Genomic DNA, 23,529 nt, shown 5'->3' with positions numbered 1-23,529 from the left:
GCTCTGACATAAGTGCTCTGAAACACGCCCTCGAGCCTGCCCCCGGGGCTCGAGGGCTGATCGAAAACCCAAAGGCCCGCCTCTCTTGAGGCGGGCCTTTGGGTTTCTGGCGCGCGGATATCTGACTGCGGAAAGATGTCACGGGAGGCAGGCTGCATCGAAGCCACGCGGCGAGTGCGGTATCCTGAGCGCTCGAGAATTCCTTGCCCGAGCGGTGCCCATGACCCAGATCGACTTCTACATCCTGCCCGACACCACGCTGGAAGCCCGGCTGGAATTCGCCTGCCGCCTGGCCGAGACCATCCACGCCAAGGGCTTTCGCCTGCATGTGCATGTCGAGGACGAGGCGATGGCGCGTCAGTTCGATGAGCATCTGTGGCAGTTCCGCCCGGAAAGCTTCGTGCCCCATGCGCTGGATATCGATCTCGACATGGCCGCCCGCGAGGCCGAACACGCCGATGACGTGCCGCGCCCGCCGGTCACCATCGGCTGGCAGGACGCCCCGGCACCGGGCATCGAGGCGCTGCTCAACCTGCACCCCGAGATTCCCGAATGGTTCTCGCGCTTCGAGCGCGTCGCCGAGATCATCAATCAGCATCAGGATGTGCTGGTGACCAAACGTGAATGCTGGCGCACCTACAAGTCGCGCGGCTATGCCGTGCGCTCGCATCAGCTCAAGGGCGTCAGCTGAGCGATACGCCCTGCGTCACTGGTCCGTATCGCAGGCACGCTGGAAGTTGACCATCAGATGCGTCATCCAGCGCTCGATATCGGCCATGCAGGGCGGACTCTCGCCGCTGTCGAAGAAGGCCTCGGGCAAGCCGCCTGCGGTCTCGCTGGCGTCACGCTCACCGAGTCGCACTGCCCATAACGGCAGTTCACGTGGCATGCGCTGGATCTCGGCAAACAGTGCCGCCACGTTCATGTCCGGCACATCACCGAAGATGACCAGGCACGGGCTGACATCACGCACCAGACGCAATGCCTGGGCGGCACTGCTGGCGATGATGATCTCCAGATTGGCGACATGACTGCCGATCACCTCGAGGCGCAGACGGTCCTGCGCCCGCGTGCTGATCACCAGCCAGCGACAGGGCACCGGCAGCACCTTGTCCGCCGACCACGCCGCCTGGACGACGCGCTCATGGGCGCTGACATCCGCCAGCGGCAACCAGACCCGGAAGCTGGCGCCCTCGCCCAGCTCGCCCCGTGCCGTGATGTCCCCTCCCATCCGGCGGGCGAGTTCCCGCGACAGCGCCAGCCCGAGCCCGGTGCCCTCGATGCCTGAATCTTCACGCCCCAGACGCGAGAACGGCTGGAACAGCTGGACCGCCTGCGCGGAATCAAAGCCGAAGCCGCCGTCGGTGATTTCCACCCAGCCCATCTCCACTCCGCTGGCATTGTGCTCCTGGCCGATGGCCAGACGAATCCAGCCCCCCTCGCGGTTGTACTTGATGGCATTGCCCATCAGGTTGCCGAGAATCTGATCCAGGCGACGCTGGTCGGCATTCAGCCACAGTGACGCGCCTTCCAGTGACAGCGATAACGTCAGGTTGGCGCTCTCCAGTCGCGGCTGATATTGCCCGGCCAAGCGGATCAGCTTCTGGCCCACCGAAAGGGGCTGGCAATCCAGTGGCAGGTCACCGGCCTCCAGACTCGACATCTGCAGCACGTCCTCGATCAATGCCGACAGCTGCGCCGCCGCATGACTGGCCTCGTCCACGTAGCGGCGCTGCTCGCGGGTCAGGTCGGCTTCCTCGCAGAGCAGATCCGTGAAGCCCATGATGGCGTTGAGCGGGGTGCGAATCTCGTGACTGAAACTCGAGAAGAAACGCGACTTGGACTGGCTGGCCTCGGTGGCACTGTCGCGGGCCGCCTCCAGCAGCTTGAGTGACTGCTTGTGGCGCTGGATATCCAGCGCAAGCCCGGTGGCGCGCTGTGGCCGCCCCTCATGATCACGCCGGGTGATCTGGCCGCGAATCTGCACCCAGACCCAATGACCGCGCGCATGCCGATAACGCACGTCGCGCGCCTCGGCCCAGCTCTCACCATGCATGACCCGCCAGCGCGCCTCGAGCAGACCGACGAGGTCTTCCGGGTGCGTCATGGCGTCAAGGTCCGCCAGATGCATGCTGGCGCGGACCGGCAGCCCCAGCATCAGGAAGAAATTCTCGTGCAGGTAGAGATCGTCCTGATCGAAGTCATAGCGCCAGGTGGCATCGCCGGAGGCCGCCATCACCATCTCGACGTGCCGCGCACCTTCGGCGCGTTCAAGCTCGATCTGGTCACGGCGCTGAGCCGCTTCGCGCAGCGCCTCACCGGCCTGGTCCAGCTCCTGCAGCTGGAAGCGCTCGCGTACCACGGGCTGGCCGCGACCGATGCGCAGCGCCATGTCGCTGAGGCGTGCCAGTGATTCGGACAGGGTGGCCGCCATGGCCTCGGCCCGCCAACGCATCACCACCAGCAGGGTGAAGAAGAACAGGATCAGCCCCACCAGCATCACGTAGCCCAACTGATTGAAGCGCTCATTCCAGATATCGATGCCGCTGCTCACCTGCTGCGCATCCACCACCGCCAGCAACCGCCAGTCGGTGCCCGGCACCGATTGCCAGCCGACCAGACGCTCACCGGCGAGCAAGGAAACGCTGCGCACGCCCTGCGCCTCATCCGAGATACTGCGCAGCAGATGCGCCATGGCAGGGGAGTTCTCGATATCATGCGCCGTATCGAGGAAGCGATCGTGCAGCAGCGGCATCGGCACGACCTCAGGGTCGGGCTGGGGGCCGAAATCCTGCTCGCCGACACTCGGCATGGCCATGACGACATCGTCACTCACCAGAATCAGGTAGGCGCCCCAGGGTAGCTCGGCATTCTCGAGCCGCTCGACCAGGGCATCGAGGGTGACGTCGATCCCGACCACGCCTTCGAGGAAGTCGCCGCGATGGACCGGCATCAGCGTCGAGACCAGCCAGCCGCTGCCGACCGGGTCCTGGTAGGGCGGCGTGATGACAGCGCCACGGCTCGGGTTGTTGCGGTCATCCGCCAGGTAGTAGAAGCCGTAGCTGGTGAGGTCGACGCCGGGCGTGAAGATGTTGCGGGTATCGGTCCATGGCAGCATGCGGAAATAGCCGTCGTAGCCGGAGAACCAGATCTGACGCAGCTCGGGTTGCGTGGCGAGCATGTCCGACATCTGGGCATCCATGGCCGAGAGACGTACCACCTTGTCGTGGTCCTGCAGATAGCTGGGCACCAGCGAGGAGTAATAGGAGCCGGCGCCACCATCGTCCTCGGCGACGTACAGGGTGCCGTCGCCCGCACTCATGTGACGCTTCAGCTCCTGCTCGCGTTGGCGGGCCGTCACGGGGGTGTCCATGTGACGCAGCGTGCTGCGCGCCAGCTGGCGGGCATCGCTGCGCCAGTCGTCCGCCAGCAGGCTGATGTGCTCTGCCTCGTAATGGGTCAGCTGCTCAAGCTGGGTATTCACCAGCTCACTGCGCGTGGAGTCCTGCTGCCCGGAGACCAGCCAATGCAACACCAGATAGCAGCCCAGCAGCGCCACCTCGAGCACCAGCAATGGCACCAGCGCATGACGCAACAGTTCATGCCAGACCCAACGACGAGTCGGACGAGGGGCGCTGTCCGTGGGGCGAGGCTGGGACATTGCGGCTCCGCGAGCGTGAAGGAATGGAAAGTATGCGAGGCGACGAGCCTCGGCGTCTTGTGGTTGCGACAGGATACGGCATCAATGCGTGGATGTTGCCTGCTTTGTGTCTCTCCTCTCACCAGCACCTCACTGATCGACACTGGCAAGACCGAATGACGCCCGTCATCAGCAGCGCTATAATCGAGCCCATTTTCTGCCTGCGCTGCCCCGCTCACTGAGCCGGCGCGGGACGTCCCGCCCAACCGGATCATTTGCAGACCCATGGACAAGACCTACCAACCGAACGCCATCGAGACGCGCTGGTACGAGCGCTGGGAATCCGAGAATCGCTTTGCGCCGTCAGGCCAGGGCGAGAGCTTCTCACTGGTCATCCCGCCGCCCAACGTCACCGGCTCCCTGCACATGGGCCACGCCTTCCAGGATTCCATCATGGACACCCTGGTACGCTGGCGCCGCATGCAGGGTCGCAATACCCTGTGGCAGGTAGGCACCGACCACGCCGGTATCGCCACCCAGATGCTGGTCGAGCGCAAGGTCGCCGCCGAAGAAGGCAAGACCCGCCATGATCTCGGCCGCGAAGCCTTCACCGACAAGATCTGGGAGTGGAAGGAAGAGTCCGGCGGCAACATCACCCGCCAGCTGCGTCGCATGGGTACTAGCATCGACTGGAAGCGCGAGCGCTTCACCATGGATGACGGTTTCTACAAGGCCGTTCAGGAAGTCTTCGTGCGTCTGCACAAGGAAGACCTCATCTATCGCGGCAAGCGTCTGGTCAACTGGGACCCGACCCTGCACACCGCGATCTCCGATCTTGAAGTCGAGAACCGCGAGCAGCAAGGCAGCTTCTGGCACTTCCGTTATCCGCTGGCCGATGGCGTCAAGACCGCCGATGGCAAGGACTACGTCGTCGTCGCCACCACGCGCCCGGAAACCCTGCTGGGTGACACCGGCGTGGCCGTCAATCCCAAGGATGAGCGCTACGCAAGCCTGGTCGGCAAGTTCATCGAACTGCCGCTGGTCGGCCGTCGCATCCCCATCGTCGCCGATGAACACGCCGACATGGAAAAGGGCTCCGGTTGCGTCAAGATCACCCCGGCCCACGACTTCAATGACTACGAAGTCGGCAAGCGTCAGGGCCATCTGCTGATCAACGTGATGAGCCAGGATGCCACCATTCTGGAGCGCGCCGAGATCTATGATCTGCAGGGCCGTCCGCAGCCCGAGGAAGATGCCAGCCTGCCGGCCGCCTACGCCGGTCTGGATCGCTTCGTCGCGCGCGAGAAGCTGGTCGCCGACATGGACGCGCTGGGCCTGCTGGAGCAGGTCGAGGCCGTCAACAATACCCTGCCGCACGGTGACCGCTCCGGCGATGTCATCGAGCCGCTGCTGACGGACCAGTGGTTCGTGGCCGTCGAGGAGCTGGCGCGGCCGGCCATCGAAGCGGTCGAGAACGGCGACATCGAGTTCGTGCCCAAGAACTACGAGAACATGTACTTCGCGTGGATGCGTGACCTGCAGGACTGGTGCATCTCGCGTCAGCTGTGGTGGGGCCACCGCATTCCGGCCTGGTATGACAACGACGGCAACGTCTATGTCGGCCGCAACGAGGAAGAAGTCCGCGCCGAGAACCACCTGGGTGCCGACGTCGAACTGCGTCAGGACGAAGACGTCCTCGACACCTGGTTCAGCTCCGCGCTGTGGACCTTCGGCACCCTCGGCTGGCCGGCGGACACGGAAGAGCTCAAGACCTTCCACTCCACCGACGTGCTGGTTACCGGCTTCGACATCATCTTCTTCTGGGTGGCGCGGATGATCATGTTCACCCTGAAGTTCAAGGGTGAAGTGCCGTTCCGCAAGGTCTACGTGCATGGTCTGGTGCGCGACAGCCTCGGCCAGAAGATGTCCAAGTCCAAGGGCAACGTGCTCGATCCCATCGACCTGATCGATGGCATCGGTCTGGATGAGCTGGTCGAGAAGCGTACCGGCAACATGATGCAGCCCAAGAAGGCCAAGGCCATCGCCAAGGCTACGCGCAACGAGTTCCCGGAGGGCATCGAGCCGCACGGTACCGATGCGCTGCGCTACACCCTGCTGTCACTGGCTTCCACCGGGCGTGACGTGAAGTTCGACATGGGCCGTCTTGATGGCTATCGCAACTTCTGCAACAAGCTGTGGAATGCGGCGCGCTACGTGCTGATGAATGCCGAAGACCAGGATTGCGGCGTCAACGGCGAAGCCGTCGAACTGTCGCTGGCCGATCGCTGGATCATCGCGCGCCTGCAGCAGACCGAGCAGCAGGTCACCCGCGCGCTGGAAGAGTTCCGCTTCGACCACGCCTCCCAGGCGCTCTACGAGTTCATCTGGAACGAGTACTGCGACTGGTATCTGGAGCTGTCCAAGCCGGTTCTGTGGGACGACAACGCCAGCATCGAAGCCAAGCGCGGCACGCGTCGCACCCTGGTGCGCGCCCTCGAGACCATCCTGCGCCTGATTCACCCGATGATGCCGTTCATCTCCGAGGAGATCTGGCAGCGCATCGCGCCTCACGCCGGCAAGCCGGTGGAAGGCGAGAGCATCATGAGCCAGGCGTGGCCGCAGGCCGATGCCGAGCGTATCGATGAGCAGGCCATCCGTGACATCGAGTGGCTCAAGGGCATCATCATCGCGGTGCGCAATATCCGCAACGAGCTCAACCTGTCCCCGGGCAAGCCGCTGGAAGTCTTCCTGCAGCATGGCGCGGCTGGCGATGCCGAGCGTCTGGAAGCCAACCGTCTGTTCCTCTCCAAGCTGGCACGTCTGGAAAGCATCACCTTCCTGGCGGCGGGCGATGAAGCACCGATGTCCGCCATCCAGCGCGTCGGTGAGCTGGAAGTGCTGGTGCCGATGGCAGGCCTGATCGACAAGGATGCCGAGCTCAAGCGCATCGACAAGGAACACGAGAAGCAGCAGAAGGTCATCACCGGTCTCGAGAACAAGCTCGGCAACGAGAAGTTCGTCGGTCGCGCACCGGCCGATGTGGTCGAGAAGGAGCGCGCCAAGCTGGCCGATGCCCAGGCGGAGCTTGCACTGCTGGAAAGTCAGCGCGCCAAGATCGAAGCGCTGTAAGTCACGCTCGCTCTCTACGCAAGCAAAAGCCCTCTGCACCGAACGGTGCAGGGGGCTTTCTCGTTTCTGGCAGCCCGCTCGCGGATCACCTCTACCAGCGTATCGAACGCGTTACTCGGCGACGTCTTCCAACGGCAGGAAGGTGGCCAGCAGATAGCCGGTGTCATCCATTACGCGCAGCCGAGCACTCTCGCCACTGCCGACGACCTGATAGCTGGCCACCTCTTCCAGCATGCGGTTGAAGGCGTTGGACTGCTCGGGGTTGGGACACATCTTCATGGTCGAGGCCAGCGGACCGATATCCAGCGACTGGCGAGATTCATCCAGCACCACCGGCCCCATCAGACGATTGCAGCCGTTGCTGCCCACCAGGCGCAGACGGTCATCCTCCTCGTCCGCCAGCTGCTCGGGGGTCGGGGCCTGCAACAGGAAATTGGGGGCCTCGCCGTCCTCGGTCTTCGAGAAGCTCCAGGTGGTACCGACCAGCGCCGGAGCAGCTGCCATGCCGTCATTCCCGCCCCGGGTGCCGGACGTACTCATGCCGGGATGGCTGGCGGCACATCCGGCCAATAGAGAAGCGGCAATCGCCAGCGAAGTGGCAAGTGATGGACGACGCAAGTTGATGCTCATGAAGAGCCCCCTCGTGGTGAGCCTGTCCCGATGCCAGGCCATGATGGAACGATACGGATGGATAACGCCTGTCGCGACCCCCACGCGCATGCATCGTTCTCTGTCGCGCAGAGCGGCTGTGCAGCGGGTGTTGTAGTCATGACAGAAGCGCTTGTCAGATCGCGTCTGACGCAACGATGCATCTCTGGAAGGAGAGTTCAAAAACAGTGTTTCTGAAAGATCTGACAAATTACCATACGTCGTCCAGCAAGCGATATGGCTGGATTGCTGATTCTTGATGACACCTCGCACCATCTGCACCGGGAGGGACAGAGATGCTGTCCAGACGACTACTGACTCTCAATGCCGCAGGATTTGCCTTGCTGATCAGCTGGTGGGTACCTGCACTGGATTTCTGGCCCGATCTGGACGGCCGGGTATTCTGGGCCTTCAACCACCTCATCTCTCCGCTCAATCCGCATTGGGATACCCTGCTGGGGCTGCTCAATACCCGCTTTTTCGATGCGGCGGCATTCGGGCTGATGGGAGCCCTGTTCTGCTGGGCGATGCTTGAGGATCCTCGTCCCGATCGTTACCGACACTGGACCAGCCTTGGCATCACCATGCTGCTGACCGCAGGGATCATTTCGCTGTTCGTACTGCGTGCCATCAGCTACGGCCATGCCAGTCCGACTCGTGTCTTCCAGCACGCTCAGCATCTCTCCGAACTGGTGTCCTTCAAGACCAAGGATTCGGCCTCGAACAGCTTCCCGGGGGATCATGGCTTGATGCTGATGGTCTTCGCCAGTTTCATGCTGGCCTTCGCACCACGACGCATCGCGCTGTGGAGTCTGGCATTCGTGGTACTGCTGAGCGCACCACGCATCATGGTCGGTGCCCACTGGTTCAGCGACGTCTATCTGGGCTCGCTCAGCATTGCACTGATCGCGTTGCCCTGGGTGCTGTGCACGCCCCTGGCGACAACCGTTGCCCGTGGCATGGAAAACGCGCTGACTCGATTCAAGCCGCACGCCTGAAGCAGCTTTCGTGAACCTGCACTCAAGATTCTGAACTCAAGAACCTGAACTCATGTCAGCCGACGAGGGGCGTCCGTGAGAAAGGGGGGGAGTCCTTGTGATGCCGCTTTTCCTGGCGGTCATCCTCCTTGTCACGAGTGCCCTCCTCCACGGCCTCTGGCTTGCCAAGTCCGCCGCCGTCATTGCCGGGGGGCGGAGGGCTGATATCGGCCGTAGCGAAGCCTGTCATCTCGTGTTCCCCACCGGCCACCACCTGATCACGCCCATTGTGCTTGGCGTGATACAGCCGCCTGTCGGCCAGCTGCATCAGCTGATCCAGCGAATCGACCTCATGACTGATGGCAATGCCGATGGAAACCGTGACCGGCACTGGCGTGCCGGCGAATACCGGAGGAGACTTGGCCAGCAGGGAGCGCATGCGTCCTGCCACGGAGATGGCCTCGGTACGCCCGATACGCGGCAGCAGCACCAGGAACTCCTCGCCACCGACACGTCCGGCGCGATCGCCCTGACGCAGCGTAGCCGTCAGCAGACGGCCCAGATGGCGCAGCACTTCATCCCCGACGGCATGGCCATGCAGGTCATTGACGCGCTTGAAGTTGTCCGCATCCAGCATCAAGACCGCACAGGGCACTCCGTCACGCCACCAGTCCTCGGCGTGGCGCAATATCTGACGGCGATTGAGCAATTCGGTCAACTCATCACGACTGGCATCCTTCAGGTACTGACGCTCGAAGTGTTCGGTCAGCGCCAGCATGCGCCACAGGAAGGTGACCATCATCAGGAAGACCGCGAAGAGGTTGGCAGACTGCAGCACCCAGGCCGACAGGACGCCACCCTCATGCAGGACTGGCGAGACCATCAGTGCCGAGACAGCCGCCATGAACAGCATCAGTGTCGTCACCACTCGAACTCGCGCCGCCAGCGGGGCCAGGTGGATACCGGCCATCACGATGAAGAAATAGTACTCATAGCCCGCCGAGAGCCCGAAACAGAAAACCGAGAGCCAGGCCAGCAGCGTCAAGGCGCTCATCATCAGGGCCAGGCCCAGCGTCAACTGGTGCGCCCGGTGCAGCATTACGCCCAGCACGGACACGAGCGCCATGATGCCGCTGACGAATGCCAGCCGCGGCTCGTTGAAGAGAGTGAAGAAGGGAACCCACACCACGAAGAGGCCCATCAGCATCAGATAGACCCAAAGATAGGCATGGTAGAAACGACGATGCTCAACGGCGAGCAATCGTGGTTCATGACGTAGCCAGGCGCTTACGACTCTCGGCATCAGGCAGTCCTTGCCAGCTAGGCAGTGTCCGCGTGGCGATCCCTCACGCGACTCCAGGAGGTGCAACATCGCGGCAGGCGGGCAGCGAGAGAAAGGTAGAAGGTATACCTGCCTGCCGCGATGACACCTCACAAAGGCCGAGCACGACATGTCGCACATCATGCTACGGGGCTTATGAACTTCATTACATCATAAGCCCTGCTGGGCGATGCACCAGTCATAATTCGGCTATTGCGTTGCCTGGATGCGACGCTTACGGGCACGTCAACATGCGGCGTTGCTTGCTTACCAGCTGCCCGTGTTGCTCATGGAGGCCCAGGGTTCCTGCGGCGCAAGGGCGTCACCGGCCTGCAGCAGCTCCAGCGAGATCCCATCCGGGCTCTTCACGAACGCCATGTGGCCGTCACGCGGCGGACGGTTGATGGTCACGCCGTTGTCCATCAGATGCTGACAGGTGGCGTAGATATCCTCGACGCGATAGGCCAGATGACCGAAGTTGCGCCCACCCTCGTATTCTTCCGGGTCCCAGTTATGGGTCAGTTCCAGCATCGGCGCCTGCATCTCACGGGCACGTTCGGCATCCTGCGGCGCTGCCAGGAAGATCAGCGTGAAGCGACCCTTCTCGGAATCCTTGCGCGAGATCTCGACCATGCAGAGCAGGTCACGGAAGAAATGCAGTGAAGCGTCGACATCACGGATACGCAGCATGGTGTGCAGATATTGCATGGATCACTCTCTTGAACGGTGGTTGAGGCAGCACTGAGGACGGAAAAGACGTGCGCCGAGCGAAGCGGGCTCGGCACACGGGAATATTCTAGACACACGACTGCCGCGCGACGAGTCTCCTCGCCCCGCGGCAGTGAGGTGATGCATGCACCCTGCTGCTGGCATCTCGCGCCGTCAGGCGATGCGTGAACTGCGCTCCAGACGCACGGGCACCGACTTGGAGGATGGCGTGCCGGTATCAGCGCCGTGGCTTTCCAATGCGACCAGCACGTTGGTTTCCGGATAGTAGGCCCCGATGCAACCGGCCGGGATGTCGTACTCGACCAGACGGAACTGCGGCGCACGCCGCTCGCTGCCGTCCGGGCGCGGCTCACCGAGCATGTCGACCCAATCACCGTCAGCCAGCCCCAGCCGCGCCAGGTCTTCGCCATTGATGAAGATCACCCGCCGCTGACCGGACACGCCACGATAGCGGTCGTTGTAGCCGTAGACGGTGGTGTTGTACTGATCGTGACTGCGCATGGTCTGCAGCGTCAGCCAGCCGTCACGCCGTGCCAACTGTTGATGCATCACCGACTCCGGCAGTGGCATGTGCGAGAACTCGGCCAGGCCGCTGGAGGTCGGGAAGGCAAGCTCGCGCACCGGATTGGCGAGGTGGAAGCCGCGCTTGTGTGCCAGCCGCGCATTGAAGTCCGCGAAGCCGGGAATGACCGCCGCGATCTCGTCACGGATCAGATCATAGTTCTCACTCAGGGCCTGCCAATCGACCGGATCACTGCCCCCTCGCGCCGGCAGCACGCGCGCCAGAGTGGCACGCGCGATCGCCGCGATGATGCCGGGCTCGGAGCGCAACTCAGGGCTGGCCGGCACCTTGATGCCGGCGCTGGAGTGCACCATCGACATCGAGTCCTCGACGCTGATGTGCTGGGAAGCCACCTGCGAGGAGCGATCGATCTCGCTGCGACCGAGACACGGCAGAATCAGCGCATCGGTCTGCTTGCCCATCACCAGATGACTGCGATTGAGCTTGGTGCTGATCTGGACGTTGAGCTCGAGGTTGCGCATCGCGGCCTCGGTCCGCTCGCTGTCCGGCGTGGCACGCGTGAAGTTGCCGCCCAGCGCGATGAAGGTCTTCGCCTTGCCCTGCTCCAGCGCCGCCAGACTCTCCACGGTGTTGTAGCCCGGCGTACGCGGCATGCTGACGCCGTAGCGCGCTTCCAGCGCATCGATCAGCCAGGCGGGCGCCTTCTCGTCGATGCCCATGGTGCGATCGCCCTGGACATTGGAATGGCCACGCACCGGACAGGCCCCGGCACCGGGACGGCCGAAGTGCCCGCCGAGCAACAGCAGATTGACGATCTCACGCACACTCTCGACGGCATGCAGATGCTGGGTGATGCCCATCGCCCAGGTGCAAATGACATTGTCGGCGCCCGCGAAGATGGTCGCCACCTCCTCGAGCTGAGCGCGTGTCAGGCCGGACTGGTCCTCGAGGGTTGCCCACTCGGTCGCCTCGACCAGCGCCTGCCAGGCCTCGACGCCCCGGGTATGCGCCTCGATGAAGCTGGCGGCGCGCGTGAATTCGCCGCGTGCCTCCATCGCGAACAGCGCCTTGGCCATGCCACGCACCGCCGCCATGTCGCCGCCCATGCGCGGCTGGTAATAGCGATGACTGATGGGCTGGCTGGACAGGGTCATCATCTCCAGCGGCGACTGCGGGTCGGCGAAGCGCTCCAGCCCCCGCTCACGCAGCGGATTGAAGCTGACGATGCGCGCGCCACGCCGTGAGGCACGCCGCAGATCGCCCAGCATGCGCGGGTGATTGGTGCCGGGGTTCTGACCGAACACGAAGATGGCATCGGCGTGCTCGAAGTCCTCCAGCAGCACCGTGCCCTTGCCGACGCCGAGACTCGCCTTCATGCCGACGCCGCTGGCCTCGTGACACATGTTGGAGCAGTCGGGGAAGTTGTTGGTGCCGAACAGACGCACGAACAGCTGGTAGAGATAGGCCGCCTCGTTGCTGGCACGCCCCGAGGTATAGAACAGCGCCTCATCCGGCGACGTCAGCGCGCTGAGATGCTCGGCGACAAGCTCGAAGGCCGCGTCCCAGCTGATCGGCGTATAGCGATCACTGGCCGCGTCGTAGCGCATCGGCTCGGTCAGACGGCCCTGATCCTCGAGCATGAAGTCGTCCCAGCCCAGCAGCTCCGTGACGGTGTGCTGAGCGAAGAAGCGTGGCGTGACACGCTTGGCGGTCACTTCCCAGGCTACTGCCTTGGCGCCGTTCTCGCAGAATTCGAAGGAGGAGCCGTGTTCCGGGTCTCCCCAGGCACAGCCGGGGCAGTCGAAGCCCTTGTCCTGATTGGCCTTGAGCAGAGAGCGCACGCTCTTCCACGGCGCCCTGGAGTGACTGACATGCTGACCGACACTCTTGAGCGCGCCCCAGCCGCCTGCCGGCCCGGAATAGGCGGCAATGCGCGGATGACGCGTCTGTTGCGCATCCTCGCGGGGCAGATGGGCAGACGCAGGCGTCTCGATCTCGGGGGCAGCAATGTCGGTCATGTCAGGATCCAGTGGCCAGGAGAAACAGGAGCTAGGATAAACGGGGGCGATCAGCGCGACCGCTGAGCAGTTCGAGTCGACGCCCGCGGTGGGCACAGATCAGATTGAGGTCGCAGGCACGCGCGATCTCGACGGCGAGTCGCGAGGGCACCGCGAGGGTGATCAGGGTCGGAATGCGCGCACGGATGGTCTTCTGCACCAGCTCCAGGCTGCAGCGGCTCGACACCAGCAACGCCTCGGGCCACACACCGCTGTCGAGGCTCATGCCGATCACCCGATCCAGCGCATTGTGGCGACCGATGTCGGCGCCCTGCGAGATCAGACCGCCTTCGCCGTCCAGCCCCAGCGCCAGATGCATGCCGCGGCGCGTGGCGCGCTCCAGGCGCTCCAATCCACGCATCAGTGCATCGGGCGCCAGCGCTGCCCGTGGCGGCAGACGCATGAGTCCCGCCATCAGCTCCGCTTCGTCCTGCACGCCACAGGCGCCACAACTCGAGACACTGCTCTCACGCCGCTGATGGCGCTCGGCCTTGCGCGCCAGCGAGTCACTGACCTCAAGACGCACCGCCAGTCCATGACGCAGCCGCGAGAGATGGATCGCCGAGACCTCGTCACGCCGCGTGATCCAGCCTGCCGTGAAGGCATGCCCCAGCGCCAGCGGCTCAAGGGCCTCTGGACTGGCCAGCAAGGTGCCCATCGCGGTGTCATTGAGCGCAAGGCTCACCGGTAGCTCCGATGGGCCATCCAGCTCGCGCAGCGGCACATCGCGGGCATCCGTGTAGCTTGCAGCGCCTGGCGCTTGTTGATAGAGCGAATCTTTCATTACGGCTCTCCGTGGCGCAGGTGCGTGGCGAGAATGGTGCGCGCACTCCTCACCCGACGTCTGCGCAATATGGGAACATCCTACCGCCATGCCATGAGGGCGACCAATTGAGCCGAGCCGCCAATTGATAGACACCATCAATGAAGGTGACGTCCTGCCGGTGACAGCCATGCGGGCCATCGCGGCGGGCGAGAAATTCGCGCGCGAGTCGCGTAAAATGCGTCGCCGACCCTTGAGGGTGCCCCTGCTGTCGCGATATCCGCCGGCCACTCTCATCTCTCGATCATCCTGCTCCGGATTTACGTTCCGGCCCGCATGAGGACCTTCGCATGACCGACACTCCCGACCTGACCGCCGCGCCTGATCAGGCCAGCGCCCCGCAGCTGACCAGCACGTCTGCCTCCGCCCGCCCCAGCCCGCTGGCCCCGCAGCATGTGGTCTGCGCGCTCTACAAGTTCGTCACCCTCGAAGACTTCGAGGCGCTGCGCGACCCGCTGCTGGCGGTGATGAACGAGCACGCCATCCGCGGCACCCTGCTGCTGGCCCGCGAAGGCATCAACGGCACCGTGTCCGGCTCACGCGCCGGCATCGATGCGCTGCTCGCCTGGCTGACCAGCGACCCGCGTCTGGCCGAGCTCGACACCAAGCAGTCACTGGCCGAGCAGGCGCCCTTCCTGCGCGCCAAGGTCAAGCTCAAGCGCGAGATCGTCACCATGGGCGTCGAGGGCATCGACCCGCGTCACACCGTCGGGACCTATGTGGAGCCGAAGGACTGGAATGCGCTGATCTCCGATCCTGAGGTGCTGCTGATCGACACGCGCAATGACTATGAAGTGGAAGTGGGGACCTTCGCCGGTGCCGTCAACCCGAACACCACTGCCTTCCGTGATTTCCCGGACTACGTCTCGCGTGAGCTGGACCCGACACAGCACCGCAAGGTGGCGATGTTCTGCACCGGTGGCATCCGCTGCGAGAAGTCCACGGCCTATCTCAAGGAGCAGGGCTTCGATGAGGTCTATCACCTCAAGGGCGGCATCCTGAAGTATCTGGAAGAGGTGCCCGAGGAAGAGACGCTGTGGCAGGGCGAGTGCTTCGTGTTCGATGAGCGCGTCACCGTCGACCACCAGCTGCGTCCCGGCCAGTACGACCAGTGCCATGCCTGCCGCCTGCCGATCACCGAGGAAGACAAGCAGAGCGAGCGCTACCAGAAAGGCGTCAGCTGCCCGCGTTGCTACGACAAGCTGAGCGACGCCCAGAAGGCGCGTTTCGCCGAGCGCGAGAACCAGATTCGCCTCGCCAGAGAACGTGGCGAAGCTCACCTAGGCATGGATGCCGTCGCCCAGATGCAGGCACGGCGCGATGCCAAGCAGCAGCAGCGTGAAGCCGCCCGTCGTGCCGCGCTGGAGGCCAGCAAGAAGCCCAGCAAGAAGAGCTGATAGCAGCCAACGTCGCTTTCGCTACCCGAACACCCCGTCTCGACGGGGTGTTCTGCGTTGCAGGCTCGCTCAATCGGCCACACCCGCCGAGTGAGGCAGCGAACGCAGCAGCTCCAGCACGGCATTCAGGCGTCGGCTGCGCTGCTGGCCACTGCGCCACAACAGCCCGACCGTTTCGCCCTCGCCGGGCAGTCGACGCGCGACCAGCCCCTCACCAAGTCGCGAATCGGCCAGGTTCTCCGCCAGCACGCTGACCCCCAGACCAGCCTCCAGCATCACGCCGAGGCCGGAAATCGAATTGGCTTCCAACAAGGGCGAAGGCTGCAGGCCCAGCAGCTCGAACTGCTGATTGAGGCGTCGCCGCTGCTGCATCTCCGGCGTCAGCAACACCAGCGGATAGTCACGCAGGCACTCCCACTGCGGCGCGTCGGGCAGTGAGAAATGCGCCTCACTGGCAATCAGTGCCGAATGCTCCTGATAGAGCGGCCGACAGGCGAAGCCGCTCATGGCCGGCGCCGCAGGGTAGCCGACCGCGAGATCCAGCTCGCCATCCTCGAGCCCCTGGGCCAGCGATGAGGTCGACAGCTCGCGCAGGCGTAGCGAGAGCTGCGGAAAGGCCTCGCGCAGCCGCGGCAGAAACTCGCCGACCGCCGCCAGCGCCGACGGCACCACGCCCAGTGACAGTCGCCCGGTCAGCACCGCGTCCGGCGACAGGTCGCCCTTCAGCTCATCCAGCTCGGCGAGAATGCGCCGTGCGTGGGTCAGCACGCGCTCCCCTTCCGGCGTGAAGCCCTCGAAGCGATGACCGCGCAGTATCAGCGCCGTGCCCAGCTCCTCCTCGAGCTGCTTGAGGCGCGCCGACAGCGTCGGCTGGGTGACATGACAGACCCGTGCGGCGCGACCGAAATGGCGCTCACTGGCCAGCGCGACCAGAAAACTCAACTGTCGATGATCCATGTCGGGTCCTTGGCTCGCGGTGGCAGGAGTGACGAGTGACGCACGCTGGGGGCGCATGCCGTCAGCCGCATGATGACGCAAGGCGGCCCGTCAGTCAGCACGCCTGCATGTCTGGCGATCAGACACGAAAACGCCCGGCGCGATGGCCGGGCGTTGGATATCACCACTATCCGGGGCGTCGCTTATTGCGCGGCGTCCTGGACAGCTTCGCCAGCATGCTCGACATCCTGGCCGGCACCGTCAACGGTGTTGCAGCCGGAAAGCGCGGCCAGAGTGAAGAAAGAGGCGAAGATGAGTGCAATGGTGCGGGACATGGTCATGCTCCTTGCGGTAGTGAATATCGGGAAATCTCATGAAGACGCCAGTTCCTGCGTCCCTACCCTCATACCTTGGGCCGCCCCATGAGCTTTCAAGGGGTGAGATTCATGTTTTGTTCACTCACCGCCCATGTCATGGACAATGCCATCAACTGGCCGATTCCTCGATGGAACCCCCAAGGTGTTCGAGATCTTCCCCGAAACCTTCCACGGTATTGCAGCCACCCAACAGCAGGCCGAACAGCAGCGCGGTGCCAGTCATCATCATGAATCGTCGCATGGGCATTCCTCTCTTTCAGGCAATCAGCTGGCGGCGTTGTCGATCGAACCGCCCAGATGCTCCAGGTCCTTGCCGAAACCGGCCACGGTATTGCAGCCGGCCAGACTCACACAGGCCACCAACAGGGCAGCCACCATCAAACGCGTCATTCTCATCACTTCTCTTCCTGATCAACGGCCAATGACGATAAGACACCCTCATTGGCCGAAGGTGCCAACACTCAGCGATTTACCAGCAGAACCTTGCCCAGCGCCTCGCCGGACTCCAGCAGCTCATGCGCCTTGGCGACGTCACGGAAGCTGAACTGGTGCTCGTCGAGCAGCGGACGTACCGCACCGGCCTCCAGCATTTCGCTCAAGGCATTGAGCAGCTCCGGCTGGTCGTCCATGCCGATACCGGTCAGCAGCGGTACCGAGCGGAAGATGACGTGCAGCGACAGGTTCTTGGCGTGCAGCTGGGTCAGGTCGTGGGTCGAGCGGGTATTGATCGAGCACAGACGGCCGGAGGTCGCGGTGGCCTCGATGGAGCGATCCAGATTGTCGCCACCGACGGTGTCGAAGACCAGATCGAAACCACGCCCGGAGGTCAGGCGCGTCACGTAGTCTGCGACCGCTTCCTCGCGGTAGTTGATGATCTCGTCGGCGCCCAGCTGGCGTGCCAGATCCGCCTTGGCTTCGCTGGACACGGTGGTGGTGACATGCGCGCCGAGATACTTGGCGATCTGTACCGCAACGTGGCCGACGCCGCCGGTACCAGCGTGGATCAGCACGTGCTCACCTTCCTTGATCTGACCGCGCGATACCAGCGCCGTCCAGGCCGTCAGGAACACCAGCGGCAAGGCCGCACACTCTTCCAGCGTCAGCGCCGCCAGGCTCGGGCGCTTCACGATCACCCGGGTGTCGGCGATCATGTAGTCCGCCAGAGCGCCCTGCCAGCCCTTGACGCCACCGGCACACCCCAGCACTTCATCCCCGACGGAAAAGTCCGTCACGCCTTCGCCGACGGCATCGATCACCCCGGAGACATCGCCATTGAGAATGGCCGGGAATTCAGGGTGCGACTTGACCAGCCCGCTGCGCAGCTTGGTCTCGATGGGATTGATGCTGGAAGCCGTCACCTTGATACGCACCTGCCCCCGCGCCGGTGTCGGGGTCTCCAGTTCGCGCTCGACGAACACTTCGGGACCGCCGTACTGCTCGATGACCATGGCTTGCATGAGGAAAGACTCCTGAACGATGAAGAAAGAGACGCCATAGCCGGGCTCGGCGCCATCATGAATAGGGGTGAGCGGCATGCCGGTGTGTCGACAGGACAGGCTGGCATTCCGTTCAGATTACCGCGAGCTTACTCCGTGTCTAACATAAGGTCAGCATCAGGCCAGTATCAGGTCAGCGCCAGCTTGAGCACGATGATGAAGATGACCGCGACCGTCAGCCACTTGACCCACCGCGCGCCCGCGGGACTCATGTTGACCCGCGCGCCGAGGAAGGCGCCGCTCATGTTGCCGACCGCCAGTACCAGCCCGTAGGCCCAGCGCACCTGACCATCGAACACGAACACCGCCAGCGCCGGCAGGGTATACATCAACACGATGAAGACCTTGAAGACGTTGACCTGGGTCAGGTCGATCTTGAGCAGCCGGTAGAGCACCACGATGAACAGCACGCCGACACCGACCTGGATGAAGCCACCATAGATGCCGATGCCGAACATCGCCAGCAACACCACGGGCGTGATGCGCTCCGGCGTCAGTTCACGGGTGTCGATGCGCGGCGTCGGCAGCAGCATCATGATCGAGCACACCACCATCACCACGATCAGGACGCTCTCGAAGGCCTCGGCACTGATGCGGGTCGCCAGCCAGGCGCCCAGCATGGCGCCTGCCACGGCGGGTACGGCCAGCCGCCAGGCCACCCCCATGTTGTGAGCGCCCGCCTTGAGGAAGGTGCTGGTCGCGGTCGCACTCTGCAGCGCGATCGCCACGCGGTTGGTGGCATTGGCCTGGGCCGCCGGCAGGCCGAGAAACATCAGCAATGGCAGCGTCAGCATCGAGCCACCCGCCGACAACACATTGATGAAACCGGCCACGCCACCCAGTGTGATCAGCGCCACTACGCTGATCAGATCAAGGCCGCTGGTCAGCCCTGCAACATCCGACATCATGCCGACATTCCTTGTCCCGCCATCCTGTTGAGTGAAGACGCCCTAGGCAGACATGCCCCAGAGCGCGCGATGCCCGACACACCACCCTCGCATGACTGAGCGGGGGCAAGTGATGCCGGGCATCGTTCATAGCATATCGCGTCACGTCACGCCTGCTTCAGCCACATCGGCTGACGCGTCTGGCGCTCATCCGACACGCCGGGCTCAGTGCGCCAGCGCTTGCTGCCGGCCACTCTGACGCACGCTGTAGGCCAGCACGCCCACGAAGATGACCAGACCCGCGAGGTCGTAGGTCAGCTGACCATGCGGCCACAGCATCAGCGCACCCAGCGGGAACATCGCCAGACGCAGCCACCAGGGCAGCTCGTGCTCCAGGTAGCCTTCCAGGCCCGCGACGATGGCGTAGATCCCGAACAGCGCGAACACGAACACCGTCAGCATCTCGCCGATGTCACCGGAGATCAGCGGGCTCCAGGCGAACAGCAGCGGCACGATGTAGAGGCCCTTGGCGATCTTCCACGCCATCAGGCCAGTCTTCATCGGCGGTGTGCGGGCGATCGCGGCTGCCGCGAAGGCGGTCAGGCAGACCGGCGGGGTGACGTTGGAATCCTGGGACAGCCAGAAGATGATCATGTGGGCACTCACCAGTGCCATGGTCAGCACGTGCGGCGACAGCGCCTGCTCATACAGCTGGCTCTGGAAGGTATCCGGCACCAGCGCCAGCAGTTCGCGGGCGGCGTCCATGCTCATCGGCGCGCCCAGCAGGTCCAGCTTGTCCGGTGCGGCCAGCATGAAGATGGCCTTGGCCTGCTCCGGCAGGTTGCCCGCCGCCAGCAGATCCACCAGCTGGGAATGGGCGATCAGGTTGTAGAGCGCCGGGGCGGACAGCGTGCCCAGCACGATATAGGACGCCGTCACCGGCAGGCCCATGCCCAGAATCAACGAGGCCAGCGCGATCAGGATGATGGTGATCAGCAGGCTGCCACCGGCCCAGTCGGTGATCATCAGCGAGAAGGTGTTGCCGATACCGGTGGTGGAGACGACGTTGACGATCAGGCCGACGGTGATCAGCAGGATCGCCGTGGTGGTCATGTTGCGCACCCCGGCCAGCATCGCCTCGAGGATGTCGCCGAGCTTCATAGGATTCTTCGACAGCCACGAGGCCGCGATGACGGACAGGATCGCGATGCCAGCGGCGTAGGTCGGCGTGAAGCCGTAGATCAGTGCACCGACCAGCACGAACAGCGGTGCCAGATAGTGCCAGCCATCCTTGAGCACGTCCTTGAGGCGCGGGCCCTGCGGGTCATCCAGCGCCGTGGCGTCGGAGCGCTTGGCTTCGATACGCACGAACATGGCGACCGACAGGAAGTAGAGCAGCGCCGGCAAGGCGGCCACGCCGACGATGGTCAGGTACGGCACCTGGGTGTAGGACGCCATGATGAAGGCACCTGCGCCCATCACCGGCGGCATCAGCTGGCCACCGGTCGAGGCGGCGGCCTCGACGCCTGCCGCGAAGCGCGCCGGGAAGCCGGCACGGCGCATCAGCGGAATCGTGATCACGCCGGTGGAGACGGTGTTGGCGACACTCGAGCCGGACACCGAGCCCATCAGGCCGGAGGCGAACACGGCCACGAAGCCCGGACCACCCTTGAAGCGTCCCGCCGCGCAGCGCGCCAGATCGATGATGAAGTCACCCGCACCGGACTTGACCAGAAAGGCCCCGAACAGGATGAACATGAATACGTAGGACCAGGAAATGCGCGCGATGGAGCCCAGCATCCCCTCACCGCCGATGAAGCTTCTGAACAGCACCGTCTCCCAGGTCAGGCCCGGGAAGTTGAACACGCCGCCGACATACTTGCCCCACCAGGCCACGTAGGTCAGCGCGATCAGACACAGCACCGGGATGAACCAGCCAGTGGTGCGACGCGCGAACTCGAGGATCAGACCGACCGCGACGATGGAGACCACCCAGTCCGCGGTGGAGAACACCACGCCACGGTCATAGAGCGCATCCTCGAAGCCGATCAGGTAGAGGCCGCAACCCAGTGCCGCCAGCCCCAGCAAGACATCCACGCCCAAAACCCAGCGCTTGGCACCATCACTGGCCGGCGTCAGCATCGGAATGGTCAGCGCACACAGCAGACCGAACAGGCCGTAGTGCAAGGCGCTCACCCACAGCTCCGACAGGGTCGAGACGGTGTTGAAGTACAGGTGCGCCAGACAGATGACGATGGAAATCACGAAGACGGCACGCCCCAACCAGGGCAGCTCCATGCGCCACGGCGCAGCTTCGGCGGATTCGTCGCGCACACCGGAGAGATCCGGCTCCTGCGCTTCGCTATCAGTGGGACGAGAGGGCTCTGGCGAGCGGGAATCATGCATGGCGTTGCCTCAAGACGGAATCAGACAGCGATGGCGCAGCGGCGACTTGCGTCACCATGCGCCCGGGCTTGCGAGGAGAATACGGGCTTCTACAGCAATCATTCGTGGGCACTGCTCTGGCCTGCGCCTCACCTTGCCCGCACGGGGCAGTGACAAGGCGCCGGACCGGCAGTGGTTTATTGGTCTGGGAAACTGCGCTGCCCTCACCGCCGCCAGAGGCGAGCGATAAGGGCAGCGGGAACATCAGGCGTGAATCACTCGGCGATCAGGCGCGCCGGAATCTCGATGCCCTGCTCCTTGAAATAACGTGCGGCACCCGGGTGCAGCGGCAGCGGCAGGCCCGCGATGGCCTTGTCGAGCGCCATGGCCTTGGTAGCCGGGTGGATGTTGTTCAGGAACGGCAGGTTCTCGTACATGGTCTTGGTGATCTGGTAGACGTCTTCTTCGGAGACGTCGTCACGCACCACCAGGATGTTCGGCTGGGCGATGGTGTTGATCGCCTTGTCCTGACCCGGGTAGGTGCCAGCGGCGATTTCATACGGGGTCCACAGCTCGAACTGGGAGTTGACCTTGGCCAGCTGCTCGTCGGTGAAGTCCAGCGTGGTGATCTCGCCGCCCAGGTTGGCGTAGGCGCGCGTCACGGCGGAGGCCGGTGCGCCTGCCGGGATGTTCATGCCGTCGATGTTGCCGTTCTGCATCGCGTCGGCGCTCGGGCCATAGCCCATGTAGGCCAGATCCATCTTGTCGGCATCGATGCCCAGCTGCTCGAGGATGAAGCGACCCGAGCCTTCGGTGCCGGAATTCTTCTTGCCGATGGAGAAGCTCTTGCCGTAGAAGTTGGTCATGTCCTCGATGGTGCCGGTCTTGACCTCATCGTTGCGGGCCACGAAGTGCTCGACGTTCTGCCACAGCATCGAGATGCTGCGCAGGTTCTTGTGCGCCTTGTTGACCGGTGGAGTGCCATTCCATGCCCAGGCACCGTACAGGCCCTGGATGATGCCGAACTGGGCCTGGTCCTCTTCCATCAGCTTGAGATTCTCACCGGAACCGGCAGAAGAGATCGCGGACACGGAGATGCCGGCGGTCGGCTCGAGCTTGACCTTGATCAGCGTGGAGAGTGCCACGCCGACCGGGTAGAAGGTGCCACCGGTGGTAGCGGTACCCATGATGTACTTGCCTTCCGCCTGAGCCACGGCACTGAGACCAAGAGAGGCTGCGATGGCGAGACCGAGACCGGCCTTGAGGAACTGGCGCTTTTGCATGGAGTAACTCCTTGGCGAACCTGCCGGGCGCAGGTTGAGCGTTCTTGTAATGTGGTTAGGCAGACGGACATTGCGGCTGAGCAGGCTCTGGCCCTGGGCGATGCTGGCCATGTCGCGACCGACAATGCGCAAGGTAGCCCTCTTTTGCGTGGGGCGTTCGTTGCGAGCCTTGGCTTCAGCGTAGGTAGAAGGTTAGCAACTGTCCGCGCGGCGCGGTATTTGGCGATGGGGGCATTGCGCAGCTTCCAGAGCGCGCACGGGCAATCCGCAAAGTGGCAGGATTCTGCCGATCTGGTCACACTGAGGGCATTCGCGAGCGTTCAAGTCAGGGAGTCCGTCACGATTCGGGTTACCCTTTGCCCTCGACACACGCCCGCCCTGCTCCATCCGATCAAGGAGAGACGATGACCCCCTTCAGCCTTCACCCGCAGCTGGATGCCGACACCCACTTCGTGGCCGACCTGCCGCTGTGCACCGTGCGCCTGATGAACGATGCGCGCTATCCGTGGCTGGTACTGATTCCGCGCCGCGATGCCATCCGCGAGATCTATGAGCTGGACAGCAGCGCCCAGCAGCAGCTGTGGCAGGAAACCACCCAACTGGGCGAGCTGCTGATGACGGTGAGCGGCGGCGAGAAGCTCAATATCGGCGCGCTGGGCAACATGGTGCCGCAGCTGCACATGCACGTGATCGCCCGCCGCAGCGATGATGAAGCCTGGCCGGGGCCGGTGTGGGGAGTCGGCACGGCCGAGCCCCACGACAACGAGACACTGACGGTGCTCATCGACACTCTGCGCATGAAGATCGCCGAGCTGCCGAGCTATTCCTACTGACGCCGTCACCTGCGTTTTCACTGACATCTACGCTCTCGCAGACACTGCCATCTACGCTCTCACATCTACGAAAACGGGGCCCGATGGG

At 63.8% G+C, this 23,529-nt stretch carries 19 protein-coding genes; 5 read left to right on the top strand and 14 right to left on the bottom strand.

All coding sequences use genetic code 11. The features are described 5' to 3' along the window. Positions 1 to 220: 220 nt before the first annotated feature. The gene (locus F8A90_RS01380; protein WP_043333207.1) at positions 221 to 691 is read left to right on the top strand and encodes a DNA polymerase III subunit chi; all 471 of its coding nucleotides are present in this window, start codon (positions 221 to 223) and stop codon (positions 689 to 691) included. Positions 692 to 706: 15 nt separating this feature from the next. On the opposite strand, the gene F8A90_RS01375 is transcribed toward F8A90_RS01380, so the two are convergent. Continuing rightward, positions 707 to 3,661: an ATP-binding protein gene (locus tag F8A90_RS01375; protein ID WP_200018575.1), complete on the bottom strand. Its 2,955-nt coding sequence runs from the start codon at positions 3,659 to 3,661 to the stop codon at positions 707 to 709. Between the two features lie 264 nt (positions 3,662 to 3,925). On the opposite strand from F8A90_RS01375, the gene F8A90_RS01370 reads away from it, so the two are divergent. After that, positions 3,926 to 6,769, top strand: coding sequence for a valine--tRNA ligase (locus F8A90_RS01370; RefSeq protein ID WP_200018570.1), 2,844 nt, complete (start codon positions 3,926 to 3,928; stop codon positions 6,767 to 6,769). A 111-nt stretch (positions 6,770 to 6,880) separates the two neighbouring features. On the opposite strand, the gene F8A90_RS01365 is transcribed toward F8A90_RS01370, so the two are convergent. Next, complete coding sequence (locus F8A90_RS01365; RefSeq protein ID WP_200018567.1) at positions 6,881 to 7,399, bottom strand: META domain-containing protein; 519 nt, start codon at positions 7,397 to 7,399, stop codon at positions 6,881 to 6,883. Positions 7,400 to 7,713: 314 nt separating this feature from the next. On the opposite strand from F8A90_RS01365, the gene F8A90_RS01360 reads away from it, so the two are divergent. Next, positions 7,714 to 8,415, top strand: a complete 702-nt coding sequence (locus F8A90_RS01360; protein WP_200018565.1) for a phosphatase PAP2 family protein — start codon at positions 7,714 to 7,716, stop codon at positions 8,413 to 8,415. A gap of 55 nt (positions 8,416 to 8,470) precedes the next feature. On the opposite strand, the gene F8A90_RS01355 is transcribed toward F8A90_RS01360, so the two are convergent. The 4 genes from F8A90_RS01355 to F8A90_RS01340 all read right to left on the bottom strand — a co-directional run bounded on the left by F8A90_RS01355 (position 8,471) and on the right by F8A90_RS01340 (position 13,808). After that, the gene (locus tag F8A90_RS01355) at positions 8,471 to 9,697 is read right to left on the bottom strand and encodes a GGDEF domain-containing protein (protein WP_200018560.1); all 1,227 of its coding nucleotides are present in this window, start codon (positions 9,695 to 9,697) and stop codon (positions 8,471 to 8,473) included. Between the two features lie 285 nt (positions 9,698 to 9,982). After that, the gene (locus F8A90_RS01350) at positions 9,983 to 10,423 is read right to left on the bottom strand and encodes a VOC family protein (RefSeq protein WP_200018558.1); all 441 of its coding nucleotides are present in this window, start codon (positions 10,421 to 10,423) and stop codon (positions 9,983 to 9,985) included. 174 nt (positions 10,424 to 10,597) lie between these two features. Continuing rightward, positions 10,598 to 12,985 (bottom strand): FdhF/YdeP family oxidoreductase, encoded by a 2,388-nt coding sequence (locus F8A90_RS01345; RefSeq protein WP_200018555.1) that lies wholly within the window; start codon positions 12,983 to 12,985, stop codon positions 10,598 to 10,600. Between the two features lie 31 nt (positions 12,986 to 13,016). After that, on the bottom strand, positions 13,017 to 13,808 hold the full coding sequence (locus tag F8A90_RS01340; protein WP_200018554.1) for a formate dehydrogenase accessory sulfurtransferase FdhD: 792 nt from the start codon (positions 13,806 to 13,808) through the stop codon (positions 13,017 to 13,019). Between the two features lie 329 nt (positions 13,809 to 14,137). Between F8A90_RS01340 and trhO the strand changes: the two genes are divergently transcribed. Further along, a complete protein-coding gene (gene trhO, locus F8A90_RS01335; protein WP_200018552.1) occupies positions 14,138 to 15,244 on the top strand; it encodes an oxygen-dependent tRNA uridine(34) hydroxylase TrhO in 1,107 nt (368 codons plus the stop codon). 69 nt (positions 15,245 to 15,313) lie between these two features. On the opposite strand, the gene F8A90_RS01330 is transcribed toward trhO, so the two are convergent. The 8 genes from F8A90_RS01330 to F8A90_RS01295 form a co-directional block, all read right to left on the bottom strand. Then, complete coding sequence (locus F8A90_RS01330; protein ID WP_200018551.1) at positions 15,314 to 16,201, bottom strand: LysR family transcriptional regulator; 888 nt, start codon at positions 16,199 to 16,201, stop codon at positions 15,314 to 15,316. Positions 16,202 to 16,383: 182 nt separating this feature from the next. Further along, complete coding sequence (locus tag F8A90_RS01325) at positions 16,384 to 16,515, bottom strand: entericidin A/B family lipoprotein (RefSeq protein WP_043333217.1); 132 nt, start codon at positions 16,513 to 16,515, stop codon at positions 16,384 to 16,386. 151 nt (positions 16,516 to 16,666) lie between these two features. Next, positions 16,667 to 16,798: an entericidin A/B family lipoprotein gene (locus F8A90_RS01320; RefSeq protein ID WP_107335644.1), complete on the bottom strand. Its 132-nt coding sequence runs from the start codon at positions 16,796 to 16,798 to the stop codon at positions 16,667 to 16,669. 23 nt (positions 16,799 to 16,821) lie between these two features. Then, on the bottom strand, positions 16,822 to 16,953 hold the full coding sequence (locus F8A90_RS01315; RefSeq protein WP_200018548.1) for an entericidin A/B family lipoprotein: 132 nt from the start codon (positions 16,951 to 16,953) through the stop codon (positions 16,822 to 16,824). 65 nt (positions 16,954 to 17,018) lie between these two features. Then, positions 17,019 to 18,014 (bottom strand): zinc-dependent alcohol dehydrogenase family protein, encoded by a 996-nt coding sequence (locus tag F8A90_RS01310; protein WP_200018545.1) that lies wholly within the window; start codon positions 18,012 to 18,014, stop codon positions 17,019 to 17,021. Positions 18,015 to 18,181: 167 nt separating this feature from the next. Beyond that, entirely contained in the window at positions 18,182 to 18,961 is a 780-nt protein-coding gene (locus tag F8A90_RS01305) for a sulfite exporter TauE/SafE family protein (RefSeq protein WP_233593394.1), read from the bottom strand. Between the two features lie 204 nt (positions 18,962 to 19,165). Further along, positions 19,166 to 21,238, bottom strand: coding sequence for a TRAP transporter permease (locus F8A90_RS01300; RefSeq protein WP_166019889.1), 2,073 nt, complete (start codon positions 21,236 to 21,238; stop codon positions 19,166 to 19,168). Between the two features lie 362 nt (positions 21,239 to 21,600). Next, positions 21,601 to 22,608, bottom strand: coding sequence for a TAXI family TRAP transporter solute-binding subunit (locus F8A90_RS01295; protein ID WP_166019665.1), 1,008 nt, complete (start codon positions 22,606 to 22,608; stop codon positions 21,601 to 21,603). 404 nt (positions 22,609 to 23,012) lie between these two features. On the opposite strand from F8A90_RS01295, the gene F8A90_RS01290 reads away from it, so the two are divergent. Further along, positions 23,013 to 23,441, top strand: coding sequence for an HIT domain-containing protein (locus tag F8A90_RS01290; RefSeq protein WP_200018542.1), 429 nt, complete (start codon positions 23,013 to 23,015; stop codon positions 23,439 to 23,441). The last annotated feature ends 88 nt before the right edge of the window (positions 23,442 to 23,529 follow it).

Source organism: Cobetia sp. cqz5-12 (genome assembly GCF_016495405.1).
GTDB lineage: Bacteria > Pseudomonadota > Gammaproteobacteria > Pseudomonadales > Halomonadaceae > Cobetia.
Note: the sequence above shows the minus strand (reverse complement) of the source record. Positions and strands in the feature narration are given on the sequence as shown.